Here is an 18,645-nt window from a genome sequence, read left to right on the forward strand (position 1 = left end):
AAGCCAGCAGTGAAAAACTGACTGGCTTTTTTCATGGAAAGAATGGCTCGCTGCATGATTAACGCTTACGAAGGAAGGGAAAGTTTCCTTTAAATAAAGCCAAAGCCAGCGAGTCACCTTGAAACTCAGCCCAAGAGCAGTTATAATGGGAAAGAATTTTTTTAGAGAAAGGGTCCTATCATTGATCTATTTTGACAACAGTGCAACAACCGCTATTTATCCACAAGCTTTAAATACATATGTCCAAGTCAGTCAGCGAATCATCGGCAATCCCTCAAGCCTGCATGATTTAGGAAATCAAGCCAATCGCCTGCTACAGCAATCACGTCAGCAGATCGCCGATCTGTTAAACGTTTCTTCCAAAGAGATCGCATTTACCAGTGGGGGGACCGAAGGAGACAACTGGGTCATCAAAGGGACTGCTTTAGCGAAAAAAGCCTATGGGAATCACCTGATTATTTCCAGTATTGAACACCCTGCCGTCAGTGAAACAGCGGCTCAATTAGCCGAATTAGGATTTGAGGTCAGTGTGGTCCCTGTTGATGCTCAAGGCTTTGTCAACGTGTCAGAATTAGCAAACATGATTCGCAAAGAAACGATTTTGGTTTCGGTGATGGCGGTCAATAATGAGGTGGGATCGATCCAACCGATCCATGAGATCGCAGCCGTGCTAGCGGACTACCCAACGATCCATTTCCATGTGGATGCTGTCCAAGCCATCACAAAGGTGCCGCAAGAGCAATGGTTCAATGAGCGGGTCGATTTTGCTGTGTTCTCTGCGCATAAATTTCACGGACCTCGTGGCGCCGGATTTATCTATTGGAAACAAGGCCGTAAGTTGGCGCCATTGATGACTGGCGGTGGGCAAGAGCAAAACCAGCGCAGCGGTACCGAAAATGTACCAGCAATCGTTGCCATGGCAAAAGCCCTACGTTTAGCGACGGAACACAAGGCTGAAAAGCCGAACCATGTTCAATTATTAAAAGGCTATTTGCAAGAAGCACTGGCTGGCTATGAGAAAGTTACGCTTTTTTCTGGCACTGAAGGGTTTGCGCCACATATACTTTGTTTCTCATTAAAAGGGATCAGAGGAGAAGTCTTAGTCCATGCCTTTGAAGAAAAGCAGATCTATCTTTCGACGACGAGCGCTTGTTCCTCCCGTAAAAAGATGGCCAGCAGTACGCTTCATGCGATGCACGTTCCGGAACAGTTAGCGACATCCGCTGTTCGTATCAGTTTAGATGAGAGCAATACGATGGCAGAAGTCGAGCAGTTTCTGATCGTCTTCCACCAGTTGTACCAAAAATTTTCGAAAATCAATTAAGCACGACATAGCACTATAAAATCAATCCAAATCAAAGGAGTTTTCTCGTGAATTATTCAGAAATCATGGTTCGTTACGGCGAACTGTCAACAAAGGGCAAAAATCGTCGTAGTTTTATTATGCAATTAGCTTCAAACGTCAAACGTACCTTAGCCGATTATCCCCATGTCAAAGTTCATGCCGAGCGAGATCGCATGCACTTGCTATTGAACGGTGAAAACAGCCAAGAGATCATTCCTAAGCTGCAAAAAGTCTTTGGGATTCAAAACTTTTCCCCTAGTATTCGGGTTGAAAAAGACATTGAGGTATTAAAGAAAGCCGTTCAAGACGTTATGGCAGAGATCTACACCGGTGTTGAGACCTTCAAAATCACAGCTAAGCGCAGCGATCACTCGTTTGTGCAAGATAGCAACCAGTTGAATTTGACCTTAGGTAATGCGGTGATCGACCGTTTTCCTGATGTCAAAGTCCAAATGAAAAAACCAGACATCAATCTGCGGGTGGAAATACGGGTCGATGGCGCCTATCTGTCCTATGAAACGATCCAAGGAGCAGCCGGCTTACCCGTTGGCACCAGCGGTAAGGGAATGTTGATGCTTTCTGGTGGTATCGATTCGCCAGTTGCAGGCTACTTTGCCATGAAACGCGGTGTTGAGATCGAAGCAGTCCATTTTGCAAGTCCTCCTTATACGAGTGAACAAGCATTACAAAAAGCCAAAGATTTAACGAAGAAGCTTGCGCCTTATGTGGGAAGCATCCAATTTATCGAAGTTCCGTTTACGGAAATCCAAGAAGAAATCAAAAACCGTGTGCCACAAGGCTATTGGATGACCATCACCCGTCGGATGATGCTGCGTTTGACAGATGCGATTCGTGAGGCTCGTCATGGCTTGATTATCTTAAATGGTGAATCATTAGGACAAGTCGCTTCACAAACTTTGCATAGCATGGTCGCCATCAATGAAGTAACCAATACGCCAATCGTGCGCCCAGTGGCAACGATGGACAAATTGGAGATCATTGAAGTTGCCGAAGCCATTGATACCTTTGAGTTATCGGTCCAGCCCTTTGAGGATTGCTGCACAATCTTTGCCCCCCCTCAACCAAAGACACGCCCAAGACTGGATAAAGTACATCAATATGAAGAGCGTCTCGATATCGAAGGGATGATGGAACGTGCGATGGCTGGGTTGAAACTAGAAGTAATCACGGCAAATCAAGAAAAAATAGCAACCGAATTCGCTGAATTTTTATAATAGAACCCCGGTTTTAATGCTACGACCACAACTGTTTTGGAACATTTGTGGTCGTTTTTCATCGAGTGAGAGAGTTTGTGAATATTTTCTTGCTATTGAAAATGGAACATGCTACACTCAATATGTGAATCATTTAACAAGGAGGGTGGACAGGATGGAAGCACTAAGAGATAAAAAACTTCCAAAAGCAACGGCAAAACGTTTGCCAGCTTATTTACGACATTTAAAATTACTGGATGCCTCTGGCATTCAGCGAATCAAATCAAAAGAGTTTGCAGAAATCACGCAAGTTCCTTCAGCCACGATCCGCCGAGATTTTTCTCATTTAGGAGAATTAGGCAGAAGTGGCTATGGCTATGATGTTCCTTATTTGATTGAGGTTTTGAGCTATATTTTAGAAACCAATGAGGAGAAAAAAATTGCCTTGATTGGTTATGGAAATTTAGGAAAAGCGTTAGCTAACAACAATTTTCGCAGAAATGAAAATCTTTCCGTCATCGCGGTTTTTGACAATGATCCAGAAATAATTGGCCAGACCATTAGTGGACGTTATGTCTATGGAATGGACCAATTGGCGGGAGTCGTAGCAGAAAAAGGGATCACAGTAGCGATTTCGACCGTTCCTAGCCGTTATTCACAAATGGCGATCGATGCGATCGTGGATGCTGGGATCACAGCGATTTTAAATTTTGCCCCTGATCCCGTCATCGTGCCAAAGGACGTCAATATCCAATACATTGATTTGACGACAGAATTGCAAACATTGATTTTTTTTGATACGACCTACTCGCAAAAATCGAAAGTCTGAGCAAATCCTTTTCGTTTTTTGACAATCTTTCTTATACTGGGAGAAAATGCTATAGGAGAGATGTTATGCAAGTTACACGCAAAGAAACGGTTTATGAGATGCCCGGCAACCAACCAAAAGTAGGGGATAAAGCAGCTGATTTTCGCTTGAAAAGTTTAGAGGACAAGGAATATACACTGACTGATTTTTTAGGAAAACCAACGATCATCAGCGTGGTTCCCGATATCGTGACACGTGTCTGTGCGTTGCAGACCAAGCGTTTCAACCAAGAAGCAAGTCAATTGGATGATATAAATTTTGTAACGATCTCTAACAATACAAAAGAAGAACAAGCACAATGGTGCGGCCAAGAAGGCGTCGACATGATCATGCTTCATGATCCGGCGAATACCTTCGGTGAGGCCTATCAAATCATGATCCCAGACTTCGGTCATTTTGCCCGAGCAATTTTCGTTTTAGACCGTGAAGGCGTGATTCAACACGTTGAGATCGTGCCTGAGATCTCCCACGAACCAGATTATCAAGCAGCCATCGATGCAGCGAAAGCAAACCTCTAATTGACTTTCAAAAAAGTTCATTGTAGAATGTAGCAAGATGAAACAAGAATCTATGATAGCAAGACAATGTTCAAGAGGAGTATCAGTGACCCTGGCGGTCAGAGAGAAGTCGGTCGGTGCAAGACTTCCCCAGACACTGAAAAGGTAGCTTGAAGGTCTTTGATCCGAACCACGGTTTGTTTCTTGCAGACAAAGCCGCACAGTAAGATCAAGCGCGTCGTGAACGTTACCTCACGTCAAAGTGGCAGAGCAATCTGCAATTTAGGTGGTACCGCGTATCAGCGCCCTAATGCCTCGGCATTAGGGCGCTTTTTGCTGTGAATCACTGCGACTGGCCCACAAAGTGGGACAGAGCAGATGATGAACAGTACTCGAAGTCACCAAAATTGGTTCACGAAGCGAGCTAGATCGGTTGCCAAAGGCCCTAAGACACAATAGAGGATCACGGAAGTGAGCCATGACCTCTGTAAGAAACGTACTTTTTACGAACAACAAACGAGGCGTCAACAAACAACGGATAATCATCTCTACCACTGCACTCATCCTGAACGATTCGAACATTTTCGTGCTTTACCCAGCAACAGGCACCAAAAAACCACACCAACCATTACGTTTAAAAAACGTAACTTTAGGAGGACCAACTATGACAGAAACTGAGAATCTATCCACCAAGTACAATCCCCAAGAAGTAGAAGCCGGGCGTTACCAAGATTGGTTAGAGCATGACCGTTTTAAACCAAGCGGCAACAAAGAAGCAAAACCTTATTCTATCGTGATTCCACCACCAAACGTAACAGGAAAATTGCACTTAGGTCATGCCTGGGATACCACGTTACAAGACATCATCATTCGTCAAAAACGGATGCAAGGGTATGACACCTTATGGCTGCCAGGAATGGACCATGCCGGGATCGCTACCCAAGCCAAAGTAGAAGAAAAGCTGCGGGAACAAGGAATTTCTCGCTATGACCTTGGTCGGGAAAAATTTGTTGAACAAGTATGGGATTGGAAAGAAGAATATGCCGGTCACATTCGGGAACAATGGGCGAAACTAGGCTTATCCCTAGACTATAGCCGTGAACGGTTCACATTAGATGATGGATTATCCGAAGCGGTTCGTAAAGTTTTCGTGACGCTATATGAAAAAGGCTTGATCTATCGTGGCGAGTACATCATCAACTGGGATCCGCAAGCCCGCACGGCATTATCTGATATTGAAGTGATCCACAAAGACATCGAAGGTGCTTTTTACCACATGTCTTACGAATTAGCGGATGGCAGCGGCGTGGTGGAGATCGCAACGACTCGCCCAGAAACGATGTTGGGGGATACAGCAGTCGCGGTTCATCCAGAAGATGAACGCTATCAAGCATTGATTGGTAAGAAAGTGATCTTGCCTTTGGTCAATAAAGAGATCCCAATCATCGCTGATGAGTACGTGGACCAAGAATTTGGAACAGGGGTCGTAAAAATCACTCCTGCCCATGACCCGAATGACTTCGAGGTCGGTAACCGCCATGACCTACCACGGGTCAATGTCATGAATGATGACGGAACAATGAATGACTTAGCAGGTACCTATGCAGGCATGGATCGTTTTGCTGCTCGCAAGCAAATCGTGAAAGATTTAGAAGCGTTAGGTCGTCTGATCAAAATCGAAAAAATGGTCCATAGCGTAGGTCACTCAGAACGGACAGGCGTAGTAGTCGAACCTCGTTTATCGACACAATGGTTCGTAAAAATGGAACCATTAGCAAAACAAGCCATCGACAACCAAGAAACCGACGATGCGGTGGACTTTTATCCGCCACGTTTCAACCAAACATTCTTACGTTGGATGGAAAATGTCCATGACTGGGTTATCTCTCGTCAGTTGTGGTGGGGCCATCAAATCCCAGCTTGGTACCACAAAGAAACGGGGGAAATGTATGTAGGACTTGAAGCGCCAGCAGATGCCGAAAATTGGCAGCAAGATCCAGACGTATTGGATACATGGTTTAGTTCTGCTTTATGGCCGTTTTCAACGATGGGGTGGCCAGATGAAAACAATGAAGATTTCCAACGCTACTTCCCAACGAATACATTAGTAACTGGTTACGACATCATTTTCTTCTGGGTAAGCCGTATGATTTTCCAAAGCTTGGAATTTACTGGCAAACGACCATTTGAAAATGTCTTGATCCACGGATTGATCCGTGATGAACAAGGTCGCAAAATGAGTAAGTCTCTTGGAAACGGGATCGATCCGATGGAAGTCATTGAACAATACGGTGCTGATGCATTGCGTTGGTTCTTATCAAATGGCTCTGCACCGGGACAAGACGTGCGTTTCAGCTATGAGAAAATGGATGCTGCTTGGAACTTCATCAATAAAATTTGGAATGCTTCCCGTTTTGTCTTAATGAATGTCAGCGAAATGACTGCAGAAGACATTGATTTTTCTGGTGAAAAATCAGTGGCGGATCGTTGGATCTTGACGCGCTTGAATGAAACGATTGAAAAAGTCACTGACCTTTTTGAACGCTTCGAATTTGGTGAAGCAGGTCGTCAATTATACAACTTTATCTGGGATGATTTCTGTGACTGGTACATTGAAATGTCGAAAGAAACGTTATATGGTGACAATGAAGCAGCGAAACAAGTTAACAAGAGCATCTTAGTCCATGTTCTTGATCAAATTTTACGCTTGTTGCACCCAATCATGCCATTTGTTACAGAAGAAATCTGGAGCAAGCTGCCGCATACAGGGGAATCATTAGTCGTTGCTGAGTATCCACAAGTGGCTCCAGAATGGACGGATGAAAAAGCGGCGCAAGGGATGGAAGTGTTGAAAGAATTGATTCGTTCGGTTCGAAACATCCGAGCAGAAGTAAATACACCACTTTCGAAACCAATCACTTTGCTGATCCAAGCAAATGAGCCTGAAATCGAAGAATTCTTGATTGCTAACAAAAACTATATCGAACGCTTCTGTAATCCAGAAGAACTAGAAATCTCTAACAGCTTGCAAGCCCCTGAATTGGCGATGTCTGCCATCCTATCAGGTGCGACGATCTACTTGCCACTAGCTGGGTTGATCAACATTGAAGAAGAAATCGCGCGTTTGGAGAAAGAACTAGCGAAGTTCACCCAAGAAGTTCAACGGGTACAAGGCAAACTGGCGAACGAACGCTTCGTTGCCAATGCGCCTGAGGAAGTCGTGGCACAAGAACGCAGCAAAGAAGCCGATTATCTTGAAAAACAAAAAGCCGTTCAAGAACGGATCGAACAATTACGCACAATCCAATAGGATGAGCACATCACACGCAAACAAGCATCTTTCGGAGATGCTTGTTTTTGCTTATTCAATAGAAACAGGGCGAACAATTTTCTCGTTTAAAGGAAAGAAATTGGGAAAGCCGTTCATTTTTTGTTAAAATAGGAGCGAGGTGAGCGAGATGACAAGCGAAGAAGCAACAGCGTGGATCCATTCGCGTTTGACATTTGGGCAAAGACCTGGATTGATGCGTGTCGAAGCATTATTAAAACGGATGGGTAATCCTGAAAAAAAGGTGACCATGATCCATATCGCCGGTACGAATGGCAAAGGATCGACCGTCAGTTATTTGCGCAGTCTTTTAGAAGAAGCTGGGCAGCAAGTGGGGACCTTTACTTCCCCACACATTGAAGCGTTCAATGAACGAATTGAAATCAACGGACAATTTATATCAGATGAGGACTTGGTCGCTTGGGTGGAAAAAATCCAGCCGCTGGTTGCTGAAATTGATCGCGATGAAACGTTGACGGGCATTACCCAGTTCGAGATCATTACCGCTATGGCATTAGGCTATTTTGAAGAAAAAAAGGTCGATGTTGCGATTATTGAAGTTGGCTTAGGGGGACTCTTAGATAGTACCAACGTTATTTCTCCTATTTTGACCGCGATCACGACGATCGGCATGGATCACATGGATGTCTTAGGGGATACCATTGAAGCGATCGCTGCCCATAAGGCAGGGATCATCAAGCCGCAAACACCCCTTGTTACTGGCAATATCGTTGAAAGTGCGCTTTCGGTGATCGATTTGAAAGCTACAGAAGCACAGGCACCCGCTTGTCATGCAGGGCAAGAGTACCGTGTGACCTATCGTCGTCCCGATGAAGAATGGGGTGAATTATTTGATTTTGAAAATGAGCATGGCAAAATCAAAGGCTTGAAAACACCGATGTTAGGCCGCCATCAACCAGAAAATGCCGGTGTTGCGATCCAATTATACAGCCTGTATTGCGACCTGCGGCAACTGCCCTTTTCAGCCAAAGAGATTCGCAATGGCTTGCGAAAAGCCTATTGGCCCGCCCGGATGGAACGAATCAGTAGTGAGCCACTAGTGATTATCGATGGTGCCCATAACGTACACGCCATGGCTCGTTTAGTAGATACGATGAAAGAAGAGTTCAGCGACTATCGCATCCATGTACTGTTTTCAGCGCTTGAAACCAAAAACGTCAATGAGATGCTTCAGCAATTGCTATCGATTCCCCAAGCCGAGATTTATTTAACGACCTTTGATTTTCCCAAAGCATTGCATTTAGCAGACGGCTATCAGGAAATCGATAGCAAACGAATCTCAACCGTTTCTTTATGGCAGTTTGGCTTGGCAGAATTATTAGAAAAAATGACCAATGAAGATTTGCTGCTGGTGACAGGATCCTTGTATTTTGTTTCAGAAGTTCGTGAATTGTTATTGGCAATAGGAGGAAGAAATGGCTAAGTTACGTGGTGTGATTTTCGATATGGACGGCTTGATTTTTGACACGGAGCTGCTTTATTACCAAGCGACTCAAATCGTGGCGGATCAAATGGGTATTCCCTATACAAAAGAGTTATACCTAGCCTATGTAGGTGTTTCGGATGAAGAAGTCTGGGCAGCTTATCATGAGAGATTCGATGAAGCCTTTGGTCATCAGATGATTGAAGAATTTATTCAAGCGGCTTTTCAGCAAACGTTGGAAATGTTCCAACGGGGCGAGGCTGAATTGAAGCCAGGGATCCACGAGTTATTGCATTATCTTGATGAGAAAAAGATTCCCCGAGTGTTGGCGTCTAGTAACCAGCGCAAAGTGATCGACACCTTGCTGGAAGCAGCAGACTTAACGGCGGAATTTCCTAAGATCGTCTGCTTTGATGATGTCACACGGGCAAAACCAGATCCTGAGATTTTTGAAAAAGCTCATGCATTACTGGCGGTACCAAAAGAAGAATTGGTGATCCTTGAGGATTCGGCTAACGGTATTCATGCTGCTCATGGGGCAGGGATCTCAGTCATTATGATTCCCGATTTGATCGCGCCGACGACCATCATTGAAGAAAAAGTCTTGAAAGTCTTGCCTTCACTAGAGGATGTCCCAGATTTTCTAGAAACGGCTTTTTCGATTTAACTGTGATTTTTTGCGCATCTTATTCATGAAATACTCTCTCCTTTGCGTATCTTTTATTAGACCGACGCAAAGGAGTTTTTTTATGATCAATGAAACAGAGATTCCCCAAAGCTCGTTCCCACGAGAGCGCTTAGTGCAATATGGGGTTGATGCCCTTTCGAACCAAGAACTGTTGGCAATTTTGTTGCGGACTGGCTCACGGCCCCTAAATGTCTTGGAATTAGCGGCTAGTGTCTTGAATCGTTTTGAAGAATTGTATGAATTAAAAGAAGCGACAATCGATGAATTACAAGAAATTCGCGGCGTCGGACAAACCAAAGCCATCGAGATCAAAGCGATGATTGAATTAGGTGTGCGGATCCAGCGGTCTGTTCAACCAAAGTACGGCAAGATCAACTCCAGTATGGCGATCGCTCATCAGCTGATCCAAGAATTAAAAGACTTTCGTCAGGAGCACTTGCTCGGGATTTATTTGAATACCAAAAATGAGATCATTCAAAAAAAGACGATCTTCATCGGATCGTTGAATCAGTCGATCGCTCACCCACGGGAGATTTTTCATTGGGCGGTACGCTACAGTGCCGCACGAGTGATCGTCGTTCACAACCATCCCAGCGGTAGTCCCCAAGCCTCAGAGGCAGATCTGCTGTTTACACGCCGCTTGATCAAGTGCGGAGACTTGATGGGGATCGAACTACTGGATCATTTAATTATTGGCGACAATGCCTATGTTAGTTTGCGAGAAGAAGGCCTCTGGCATCAAGAAATTTGCTGACACAACGGCTAATTTGCGAACATTATTAAAAATAAAGGTGAATTGTCTAATCGTCTGTCTTGCAAAAAAATACGGGCAAGTGTAAAATATTATTGTAATTTTGTTTGCTGAATAGATGTTGAAACGCACGTTAGGCCTCTATCGCACAAAGGCAATGTTACACATAATTAAGTGCTTATGCACGAGGAGGTTTTTTTATAATGGAACAAGGTACAGTAAAATGGTTCAATGCTGAAAAAGGGTTTGGTTTTATCTCTCGCGAAGACGGTACAGACGTATTTGTACACTTTTCAGCGATCCAAGGTGAAGGATTCAAAACTTTAGAAGAAGGTCAAGCAGTAACTTTCGACGTGGAAGATTCTGATCGTGGACCTCAAGCAGTTAACGTAAACAAAGCGTAAGCTTTCAAACAAACTGCCAGTAAGAGCACTTTGAAATCAAAAACCCAAAAGACCATCGATTCGATGGTCTTTTTTTGCTTTTTGCAACGGAAAGGAAAAAGGGGAGTTCCCAGTAACCTGAGAACTCCCCTTGCATGTGAGACTATAAATCATCCGGTGTCATGATCATTGAAAGGATCATTGGATGACGCTCGGTTTTTTCAAATAGGAATGGCTGTAAAGCCGATGACATCGCTTCTCTTAATTTGTGCTCTGTTGGGTCTGGTTGGTTCAAGACTTCTCGCAACGCACGGAAGAGAATTTGTTGGGCTTCGTTGATCATCTCGCCGGATTCCCGCATGTAAACAAACCCACGAGAAAGGATATCTGGTCCAGCAAGAACTTCTTTCTTCGCCACATCGACTGTCGCTACCGCTAAGACGAGGCCTTCTTCTGAAAGAATACGACGATCTCGTAAGACGACATTCCCGATATCACCGATACCGCTGCCGTCGACATAAACATCATTGGCATTGAAATGACCAGCCAAGCGAGCGGTATCCGCTGTTAAGGCCAACATGTCACCATTTTCCATAATGAAACAATTTTCTTTTGGTACACCGACATCTTGTGCCAGTTGGGTGTGGATGTTCAGCATCCGAAATTCCCCATGGACAGGCATGAAGAATTTTGGCTTCATTAGACGCAACATCAGTTTTTGTTCTTCTTGGCCACCATGACCAGAAGTATGGATGTTGTTCAATTTGCCATGGATCACGTTTGCGCCAGCTTCCAACAGCAAGTTAATCAGCTGATTGACACTCGTGGTATTTCCTGGAATCGGTGAGCTTGAGAAAATCACGGTATCATCTGGGTGAATTTGGATTTGACGGTGAGTCCCGTTGGCAATCCGACTCAAAGCAGCCATCGGCTCTCCTTGAGAACCCGTACAAAGGATCATCGTTTCATTTGCAGGCAAACGATTGATCTCATGAGATTCCACAAATGTACCATCTGGCACCTTGATATAGCCAAGGCGCTGTCCATTGACGATCGCATTTTCCATACTGCGTCCAAAAACGGCGATTTTACGTCCAGTCGCAACCGCCGCATCTGCAGCTTGTTGGAGCCGGAAAATATTGGAAGCAAAGCTGGCAAAAATGATCCGACCATCGATTTTTTCAAAAATCTTTTGAATCGAGCTGCCGATCGTTTTTTCTGATTTGGTAAAGGTTGGAATTTCTGCATTGGTACTATCGGAAAGGAGGCAAAGGACGCCTTCTTCACCAATTTTTGCCATTTTGTGCAAGTTTGCTGGTTCGCCCACAGGCGTAAAGTCAAACTTGAAATCGCCAGTTGCGACGATATTGCCAGAAGGCGTTTTGACAACGACACCTAAAGCATCAGGGATACTGTGGGTCGTTCGGAAGAAGCTGATGGACGTTTTACGGAAACGAATCACCGTATCTTCATTGATTTCGTGTAATTCCGCGTCCCGCAATAAGCCATGCTCATCTAATTTGTTGGTGATCAAAGCAAGTGCCAATGGTCCCGCATAGATTGGGATATTGGCTTCCCGCAACAAGTAAGGGATTCCGCCAATATGGTCTTCGTGACCATGAGTAACGATCAAGCCTTTGACTTTCGGTAAATTTTGAACGATGTAGCTATAATCGGAAATGACATAGTCGATCCCAAGCAGTTCATCTTCGGGGAATTTGATTCCCGCGTCAATTAAGATGATCTCATCTTGGAATTGAACCCCATAACAGTTTTTTCCGATTTCGCCAAGTCCACCGACGCCGAATACGCCGGTCTCATTATTTTTCAGCGAAACTTTCATCTTAAAACTCCGCTAATTTGAAATCAGCGTTTTCTTTTTCGTAAGCTAAATGTTTTTCATCTAGTTCTTGAACGAACTCGATGTTGTATGGGGTATTTTGTTCCACTAGACGGCGTGCGATCACTGCATCGTCTGCTTCAATGTACAAAGAGTGGGTTTGTTCTCTCTTTGGGTTGCGGTCTTTTGTTTCTTGGTAATAAATTTTGTAAATCATATCTTTTCTCCTTTATCTGCTTTTCGCAGTAGTCTATTTGGTTGATGAATTCGCTGCATCACAAAATCGAGGTCCGAATAAAGTGACCTGAAAAGAAGGCTTCGAGAGCCGCTGCATGCTTTTTTCAGACAATCGTTGTGAGAAAAAAGAGAAAGCCTCGTCTTTGCTTTCCAAATGTCGTCATAAAAAATTCACCGGGTTTGTAAGTCGTTCCACTACAAGTATCACTAGTTTATCACAGAAAAACGAATAAGTATAGAAACACGTCATTTTTGAAAAGGCTTACTGAAAGAAAATGAAACGACTATTTCCGAAGTTTACTTTTTTTCGTTGAAAGTGCATTACAATAAGAATATTCCTATGCTATAGTAGAAGTAATGAAGTAAAAAAGGAGGGGATTTTTTGAAATTAATGTGGCACTATACGATGAAAAACAAAAAACTGCTGGTTTTTAATTTCATCTGTGTTTTTGGTTTTATTTTGATTGAATTAGGTTTGCCGACGTTATTGGCAAGAATGATCGACAAAGGGATCGCCGCTGGTGATCGCGACTACATATGGAAAATGGGTGCGGCGATGATCGCGATCACCATTGTGGGGATCACGATGAACATTTTGTTAGGCTATTTCACGTCACGTATCACCACTAACATTGTGGCAGATATTCGTGACGATCTTTTTGAAAAAGTCCAAGGCTATTCACATACTGAATATGAAAAAATCGGGGTTTCATCATTGATCACCCGTGTGACCAATGATGCGTATCAAATCATGCTGTTTATGCAAAGCATCTTACGGACGGGTTTGATGACACCCATGATGTTTGTGGTCAGCTTGTACATGGTCATGCGGACAAGTACACAACTAGGGTTGTATGTTTTGGGGGCATTGCCGATATTGCTGATGGCAGTCATCGCCATTGCCAAAATCTCGGAACCATTATCCACCAAGCAACAAGCCAATCTAGATAAAATCAATGGCATTTTGCGGGAAAATCTCTCTGGTTTACGAGTGATCCGTGCCTTCGTCAATGAAAAATTTGAAGAAAAACGCTTTGTCAAAGTCAACCAAGCCTATGCGTCTAGTTCTCGCAGCTTGTTTCGCTTGATGGCAACGGCACAACCGGGCTTTTTCTTCTTATTCAATATCGTGATGATCTTGATTATTTGGACGGGAAGTATTCAAATCGATCAAGGGCAACTGCAAGTCGGTGACTTGATTGCGTTTATCGAATACATCTTCCATGCGCTGTTTTCTTTCATGCTGTTTGCGACCGTCTTTACGATGTATCCACGAGCGGCCGTTTCTGCTCGCCGAATCCAAGAAGCGTTAGATGCGACTTCTGAAATCAAAGAGTCAGAACAGCCAGTGACAGAAACTAAGACAAAAGGTTTCTTGGAATTTAAAAATGTTACCTTTGCTTATCCGGGACATGCCCAAAGTCCAGTGATTCGTAATGTTAGCTTTACCGCTTCACCAGGTGAAACTGTGGCGTTTATCGGTAGTACCGGGAGCGGGAAATCGACCTTGATCCAATTGATTCCGCGTTTTTACAACGTCAGTGAAGGCCAAGTCTTGGTGGATGGCGTTGACGTTCGGGATTACAGTTTAACGACTTTGCGCAACAAGATCGGGTTTATCCCTCAAAAAGCGTTGCTATTTACAGGGACGATCGCAGAAAACCTGCGCTATGGGAAAGAAGATGCCACGCAAGCAGAGCTGGAACGAGCAGCCGAGATTGCGCAAGCGGCCGATTTCATTTCTCGCACACCAGATGGCTTTGATGCTCATTTGGCAGAAGGCGGAAGCAACTTCTCTGGCGGACAAAAACAACGTCTAGCGATTGCCCGTGCGGTGATTCGCCAACCAGAGATCTATATTTTTGATGATAGTTTTTCTGCATTGGATTACCAAACGGATGCAAAATTGCGGGCACGCTTGAAAAAAGAAACCACGGAATCGACCGTTTTGATCGTTGCTCAACGAGTAGGAACGATCATGAATGCCGATAAGATCGTCGTCTTGAATGAAGGCGATGTGGTTGGGATCGGTACCCACAAAGAACTGCTGCAAACTTGTCCAGTATACTACGACATTGCGGCGTCACAATTATCAGAGGAGGAGTTGGCACAATGAAAGCAATCTCTTCTTTAAAACGGTTAGGTGCTTACATCAAACCGTACAAAGTACAATTTATCCTAGTCTTGCTGTTTACAGTTGCAACCGTCGGCTTCAATGCGGCAATGCCGTATGTTTCTGGATTACCGACGACAGAGATCAGCCGCAACATCGCTGCAGGCGAAGGCGTTAATTTTGATTACGTGATCCTTTGCTTGATCTGGATCGCAGTCGTTGGTGTCGGTTACTGTTTCTCACAATTGATGTCAGGGCTGCTGATCACCAACGTTGTCCAATCTGCGATGCGAGATTTGCGGCAAGACATTGAAGAAAAAATCAATCGTCTGCCCGTTTCTTACTTCGACCGCAACCAGCAAGGGAATATCCTGTCAAGGGTGACCAATGACGTGGATGCCGTCAGCGGTGCGATGCAGCAAGCCTTGATCGGGATCGTCAATGCCTTCTTAGGAATCATTATGGCGGTTTCTATGATGTTTTATATCAATACTTACATGGCATTGGTTTCATTGATCATGATCCCAGCCTCCTTATTGATTTCTCGCACAATCGTCAAAAAGTCGCAAAAGGACTTCCAAGGCATGCAAAATGCGTTAGGAGATCTGAACGGCTACGTACAAGAAAACATGACTGGATTCAGTGTGTTGAAAGTGTATGGACGGGAAAAGCAAACACTTGAAGGGTTTAAAAACGTTAACCACCAGTTGCGCTATTATGGCTTTCGTTCTGCCTTTGTGTCAGGATTGATGATGCCACTGGTGCAAATGACTGCTTACTTTACCTATATCGCAATGGCAGTCATGGGTAGTTTTTACGTGATCAGCGGCGTGATCGTTGTTGGTCAGCTGCAAGCGTTCATTCAATACATTTGGCAAGTCAGTCAGCCAATGGGGAACATTACCCAGTTGTCTTCCGTCTTGCAAAGTGCCTCAGCAGCAGCAAAACGGGTCTTTGAAATCTTAGATGAGGAAGAAGAGCCAGTCAATCGAACCGATATCCAATTGCCGGAACAAATCAGAGGCGACGTGACCTTTGAACATGTCGGCTTTGCCTATGATCCGAAAAAACCATTGATCAAAGACTTGAACTTTGAAGTCAAAGCTGGACAAACTGTGGCGATCGTTGGACCAACAGGTGCTGGGAAAACAACCTTGATCAATTTGTTGATGCGTTTTTATGATGTCAATGAAGGGGCCATCAAGATCGACGGCATCGACACGAAGAAGATGGAACGTCACGATGTCCGCTCACTGTTTGGGATGGTTTTACAAGATGCGTGGTTGTATGAAGGCACGATCGGCGATAACATTCGCTTTGGGAAATTAGATGCCACCGATTATGAAGTCGTTGATGCAGCGAAAACCGCCAATGTGGATCACTTCATTCGTACGATGCCAGATGGCTACGAGATGATCATCAATTCTGAAGGCGACAATGTCTCTTTGGGACAAAAACAATTGTTGACCATCGCCCGGGCAGTCATCTCTGATCCGAAGATTTTGATTCTCGATGAAGCCACCAGTTCGGTAGATACCCGCTTAGAAGCGCTGATTCAAAAAGCAATGGATAAAGTGATGGAAGGTCGTACCAGCTTTGTGATCGCCCATCGTTTGTCAACGATTCGTGAAGCGGATCTGATCTTAGTGATGGATCAAGGGTCGATCATTGAAAAAGGCAATCACGAGACCTTGTTGGCAGCTGGCGGCTTTTATAGCCAACTGTATCAAAGTCAATTTTCAGAAGAAGCCGAGTAAGCCGAAAAGAGCGTCCAGTCTGACTGGCGCTCTTTTTGCATTGTAGCAAGGGTGGTGCTATAGTGAAAAAAGAAAGCGCAGATCCGTTTATGGATTGGAAGGAGAAGTTGATGGACAAAGAACAATCAGGGAATGAAACCCAAAAAACAGTTTCGCCCGCCTCGCCGCAAGCGACACCTTGTTTTGTGGCAAAAAATGCGACGATCGTAGGAAACGTGACTCTAGGAAAAGATAGTACGGTCTGGTTTCAAGCAGTGATTCGAGGCGATGCCAATCGAATCGAAATCGGCGCGCGTACCAATATTCAAGATGGAACGATCATCCACGTTGATCACGATGCCCCGACGATCGTTGAAGACGATGTGACTGTTGGGCATCAGTGTATGCTCCATGGCTGTACCATCAAAAAAGGGGCGCTGGTCGGCATGAGCTCGATCGTTTTGAATCATGCCGTGATCGGCGAAAATAGTTTGTTAGGTGCCGGTTCGTTAGTGACGGAAGGAACCGTCATTCCTCCTAATGTGTTGGCGTTTGGTCGTCCGGCACGAGTGATCCGTCCGTTGACAGAAGAAGAGATCGCCAAAAATCAGGCAAACATCACGCATTACGTGGAAAATGGGCATGCTTACCAACAAGGCCAATATGGCGAAGTCTGACGATGAACCAAAAGACGCAAAAAGGTGTACGAATTGCTTCGTACACCTTTTTATGCAAGCTTATTTCAATTTGTTTGATTCCATGATCTCGTCGATCAAGCCGTAGTCTTTGGCTTCTTGTGCGGTCATGAAGTTGTCGCGATCGGTATCGCGTTCAATCACTTCGATTGGTTGACCAGTACGTTCTGACAAGATTTTGTTCAGACGTTCGCGGGTTGCCAAAATGTGGCGGGCAGCAATTTCAATCTCAGTTGCTTGACCTTGTGCGCCACCTAATGGTTGGTGAATCATGATTTCGGCATTTGGTAACGCAAAGCGTTTGCCTTTTTCACCAGCGGTCAATAAGAATGAACCCATAGAAGCAGCCATCCCCATAACGATGGTTTGGACATCGGCTTTGATAAAGTTCATGGTATCAAAGATCGCTAGACCAGCAGTAACGCTTCCGCCAGGCGAGTTGATGTACAAGTAGATGTCTTTTTCAGAATCTTGCGCGTCTAAGAATAAAAGCTGAGCAATGATCGAGTTTGCTAAGTCATCGGTTACTTGACCACTCAACATAATGATCCGGTCTTTTAATAGACGAGAATAGATGTCATACGCTCTTTCACCGCGAGATGATTGTTCAATGACAGTAGGAATTAAATTCATAGTGATAGTCCTCCTAAAAATCGTTATAGATATAGTTTAGCATAAAGTTTTCGCAATATCTAAGAGATAGTATACCGATTAGGTCAAGAAAGGTCAAATAAAAAGTTCGTTATCTTTTTTGCGAAACTTTCAAATATGATACAATATTAAAAAAGGAATGAGGAAGGATCGAAGAATGGCAGTAGCAATAGCAGGTTTGATTGGCGTCTTAGTGGGCGCATTGTTAGTAACCATCATTTTTAATTTACGCATACGGTATGAGGAACAAAAAGAAAAACAACGCCGTTTGTTGGAGCATAAAGTCAAAGAAATCGAAACGCTGGTTTTATTGAATCAAAAAATCAGTGAGATTCTACAAAAACGGGTCATGCTGATGGATGAGTATGTCAGCTTTGATGCCTTTGACGACTGTTATATCACCATCGATGATTTTGCCTATCTACAATCTTTTGCGGCGCAAAACAGTTTTTATCTACCGAATTTTTTCTTGGAAGAATTTTTCAAAAAAATCGGGACACGTCGGGTGATTTTGTCGCCAGAGGAAACCGTTAAGATCGGTGGGTATACGTATAAAGGCGGTCGGATCATTATGGAAAATTTCCTTGATCAATTGGTTGAAATGGTCAATGAGCGTAAAAACCAAATGAAAAACATGACGAGCGAACCGTTGACCTATTTTTCAAAAACGATTTGATTCTTCTGGTCAGTCGGTCGCCTTGGTTAAGGTAACCAAACCATAGTATCGACGATTGCACTTTTTCAACTGATCACACACACTCTTACTGCGATCATAGTAAGAGTGTTTTTCTTTGACCGAAACAAAGCGCTGTCCCCTTAAAAGGATCAAAACAAACAGAGGCTTTTTGGTTCTAG

At 44.1% G+C, this 18,645-nt stretch carries 16 protein-coding genes and 1 other annotated feature; of the genes, 13 read left to right on the top strand and 3 right to left on the bottom strand.

Annotated elements, in window-relative coordinates:
* Positions 1 to 181: 181 nt before the first annotated feature.
* The 9 genes from IGJ42_RS03115 (at position 182) to IGJ42_RS03155 (ending at position 10,539) form a co-directional block, all read left to right on the top strand.
* Entirely contained in the window at positions 182 to 1,324 is a 1,143-nt protein-coding gene (locus tag IGJ42_RS03115; protein WP_139960556.1) for a cysteine desulfurase family protein, read from the top strand.
* Between the two features lie 47 nt (positions 1,325 to 1,371).
* A complete protein-coding gene (thiI, locus tag IGJ42_RS03120; protein ID WP_139960554.1) occupies positions 1,372 to 2,580 on the top strand; it encodes a tRNA uracil 4-sulfurtransferase ThiI in 1,209 nt (402 codons plus the stop codon).
* Positions 2,581 to 2,734: 154 nt separating this feature from the next.
* Positions 2,735 to 3,388, top strand: coding sequence for a redox-sensing transcriptional repressor Rex (locus IGJ42_RS03125; RefSeq protein ID WP_061053798.1), 654 nt, complete (start codon positions 2,735 to 2,737; stop codon positions 3,386 to 3,388).
* Positions 3,389 to 3,453: 65 nt separating this feature from the next.
* Positions 3,454 to 3,945, top strand: a complete 492-nt coding sequence (tpx, locus tag IGJ42_RS03130) for a thiol peroxidase (protein WP_008377033.1) — start codon at positions 3,454 to 3,456, stop codon at positions 3,943 to 3,945.
* A 57-nt stretch (positions 3,946 to 4,002) separates the two neighbouring features.
* Positions 4,003 to 4,237: a binding site (T-box leader), on the top strand.
* 351 nt (positions 4,238 to 4,588) lie between these two features.
* Positions 4,589 to 7,234, top strand: a complete 2,646-nt coding sequence (locus IGJ42_RS03135; protein WP_061053800.1) for a valine--tRNA ligase — start codon at positions 4,589 to 4,591, stop codon at positions 7,232 to 7,234.
* A gap of 148 nt (positions 7,235 to 7,382) precedes the next feature.
* Entirely contained in the window at positions 7,383 to 8,696 is a 1,314-nt protein-coding gene (locus IGJ42_RS03140) for a bifunctional folylpolyglutamate synthase/dihydrofolate synthase (RefSeq protein ID WP_139960552.1), read from the top strand.
* Entirely contained in the window at positions 8,689 to 9,363 is a 675-nt protein-coding gene (locus IGJ42_RS03145) for an HAD family hydrolase (protein WP_016611929.1), read from the top strand. The genes IGJ42_RS03140 and IGJ42_RS03145 overlap by 8 nt, the downstream gene beginning before the upstream one ends.
* Positions 9,364 to 9,445: 82 nt before the next feature.
* Entirely contained in the window at positions 9,446 to 10,138 is a 693-nt protein-coding gene (gene radC / locus IGJ42_RS03150; RefSeq protein WP_429947066.1) for a RadC family protein, read from the top strand.
* Positions 10,139 to 10,338: 200 nt separating this feature from the next.
* Positions 10,339 to 10,539 (top strand): cold-shock protein, encoded by a 201-nt coding sequence (locus tag IGJ42_RS03155; RefSeq protein WP_005225155.1) that lies wholly within the window; start codon positions 10,339 to 10,341, stop codon positions 10,537 to 10,539.
* Positions 10,540 to 10,681: 142 nt separating this feature from the next.
* Here the strand turns inward: IGJ42_RS03155 and rnjA are convergent, their stop codons facing one another.
* Both rnjA and IGJ42_RS03165 read right to left on the bottom strand, forming a co-directional pair.
* Positions 10,682 to 12,361: a ribonuclease J1 gene (rnjA, locus tag IGJ42_RS03160; protein ID WP_005225156.1), complete on the bottom strand. Its 1,680-nt coding sequence runs from the start codon at positions 12,359 to 12,361 to the stop codon at positions 10,682 to 10,684.
* A gap of 1 nt (position 12,362) precedes the next feature.
* On the bottom strand, positions 12,363 to 12,575 hold the full coding sequence (locus tag IGJ42_RS03165) for a DNA-directed RNA polymerase subunit epsilon (protein WP_005225157.1): 213 nt from the start codon (positions 12,573 to 12,575) through the stop codon (positions 12,363 to 12,365).
* Positions 12,576 to 12,977: 402 nt separating this feature from the next.
* Here IGJ42_RS03165 and IGJ42_RS03170 point away from each other — a divergent pair, with 402 nt between their 5' ends.
* The 3 genes from IGJ42_RS03170 (at position 12,978) to IGJ42_RS03180 (ending at position 17,121) form a co-directional block, all read left to right on the top strand.
* Positions 12,978 to 14,711 carry an ABC transporter ATP-binding protein gene (locus IGJ42_RS03170; protein WP_430615926.1) on the top strand — a complete coding sequence of 578 codons (1,734 nt, stop codon included), beginning with the start codon at positions 12,978 to 12,980 and terminating at the stop codon, positions 14,709 to 14,711.
* The gene (locus tag IGJ42_RS03175) at positions 14,708 to 16,465 is read left to right on the top strand and encodes an ABC transporter ATP-binding protein (RefSeq protein ID WP_005237514.1); all 1,758 of its coding nucleotides are present in this window, start codon (positions 14,708 to 14,710) and stop codon (positions 16,463 to 16,465) included. Before IGJ42_RS03170 ends, IGJ42_RS03175 begins: the two co-directional genes overlap by 4 nt.
* A gap of 62 nt (positions 16,466 to 16,527) precedes the next feature.
* A complete protein-coding gene (locus tag IGJ42_RS03180; protein WP_016611938.1) occupies positions 16,528 to 17,121 on the top strand; it encodes a gamma carbonic anhydrase family protein in 594 nt (197 codons plus the stop codon).
* 60 nt (positions 17,122 to 17,181) lie between these two features.
* On the opposite strand, the gene clpP is transcribed toward IGJ42_RS03180, so the two are convergent.
* Positions 17,182 to 17,772, bottom strand: coding sequence for an ATP-dependent Clp endopeptidase proteolytic subunit ClpP (gene clpP, locus IGJ42_RS03185; RefSeq protein WP_005225161.1), 591 nt, complete (start codon positions 17,770 to 17,772; stop codon positions 17,182 to 17,184).
* A 175-nt stretch (positions 17,773 to 17,947) separates the two neighbouring features.
* Between clpP and IGJ42_RS03190 the strand changes: the two genes are divergently transcribed.
* Positions 17,948 to 18,466 (top strand): hypothetical protein, encoded by a 519-nt coding sequence (locus IGJ42_RS03190; RefSeq protein WP_008377057.1) that lies wholly within the window; start codon positions 17,948 to 17,950, stop codon positions 18,464 to 18,466.
* The last annotated feature ends 179 nt before the right edge of the window (positions 18,467 to 18,645 follow it).

The organism is Enterococcus sp. DIV1067f (assembly GCF_050543505.1).
GTDB classification, from domain to species: Bacteria; Bacillota; Bacilli; order Lactobacillales; family Enterococcaceae; genus Enterococcus_D; species Enterococcus_D entomosocium.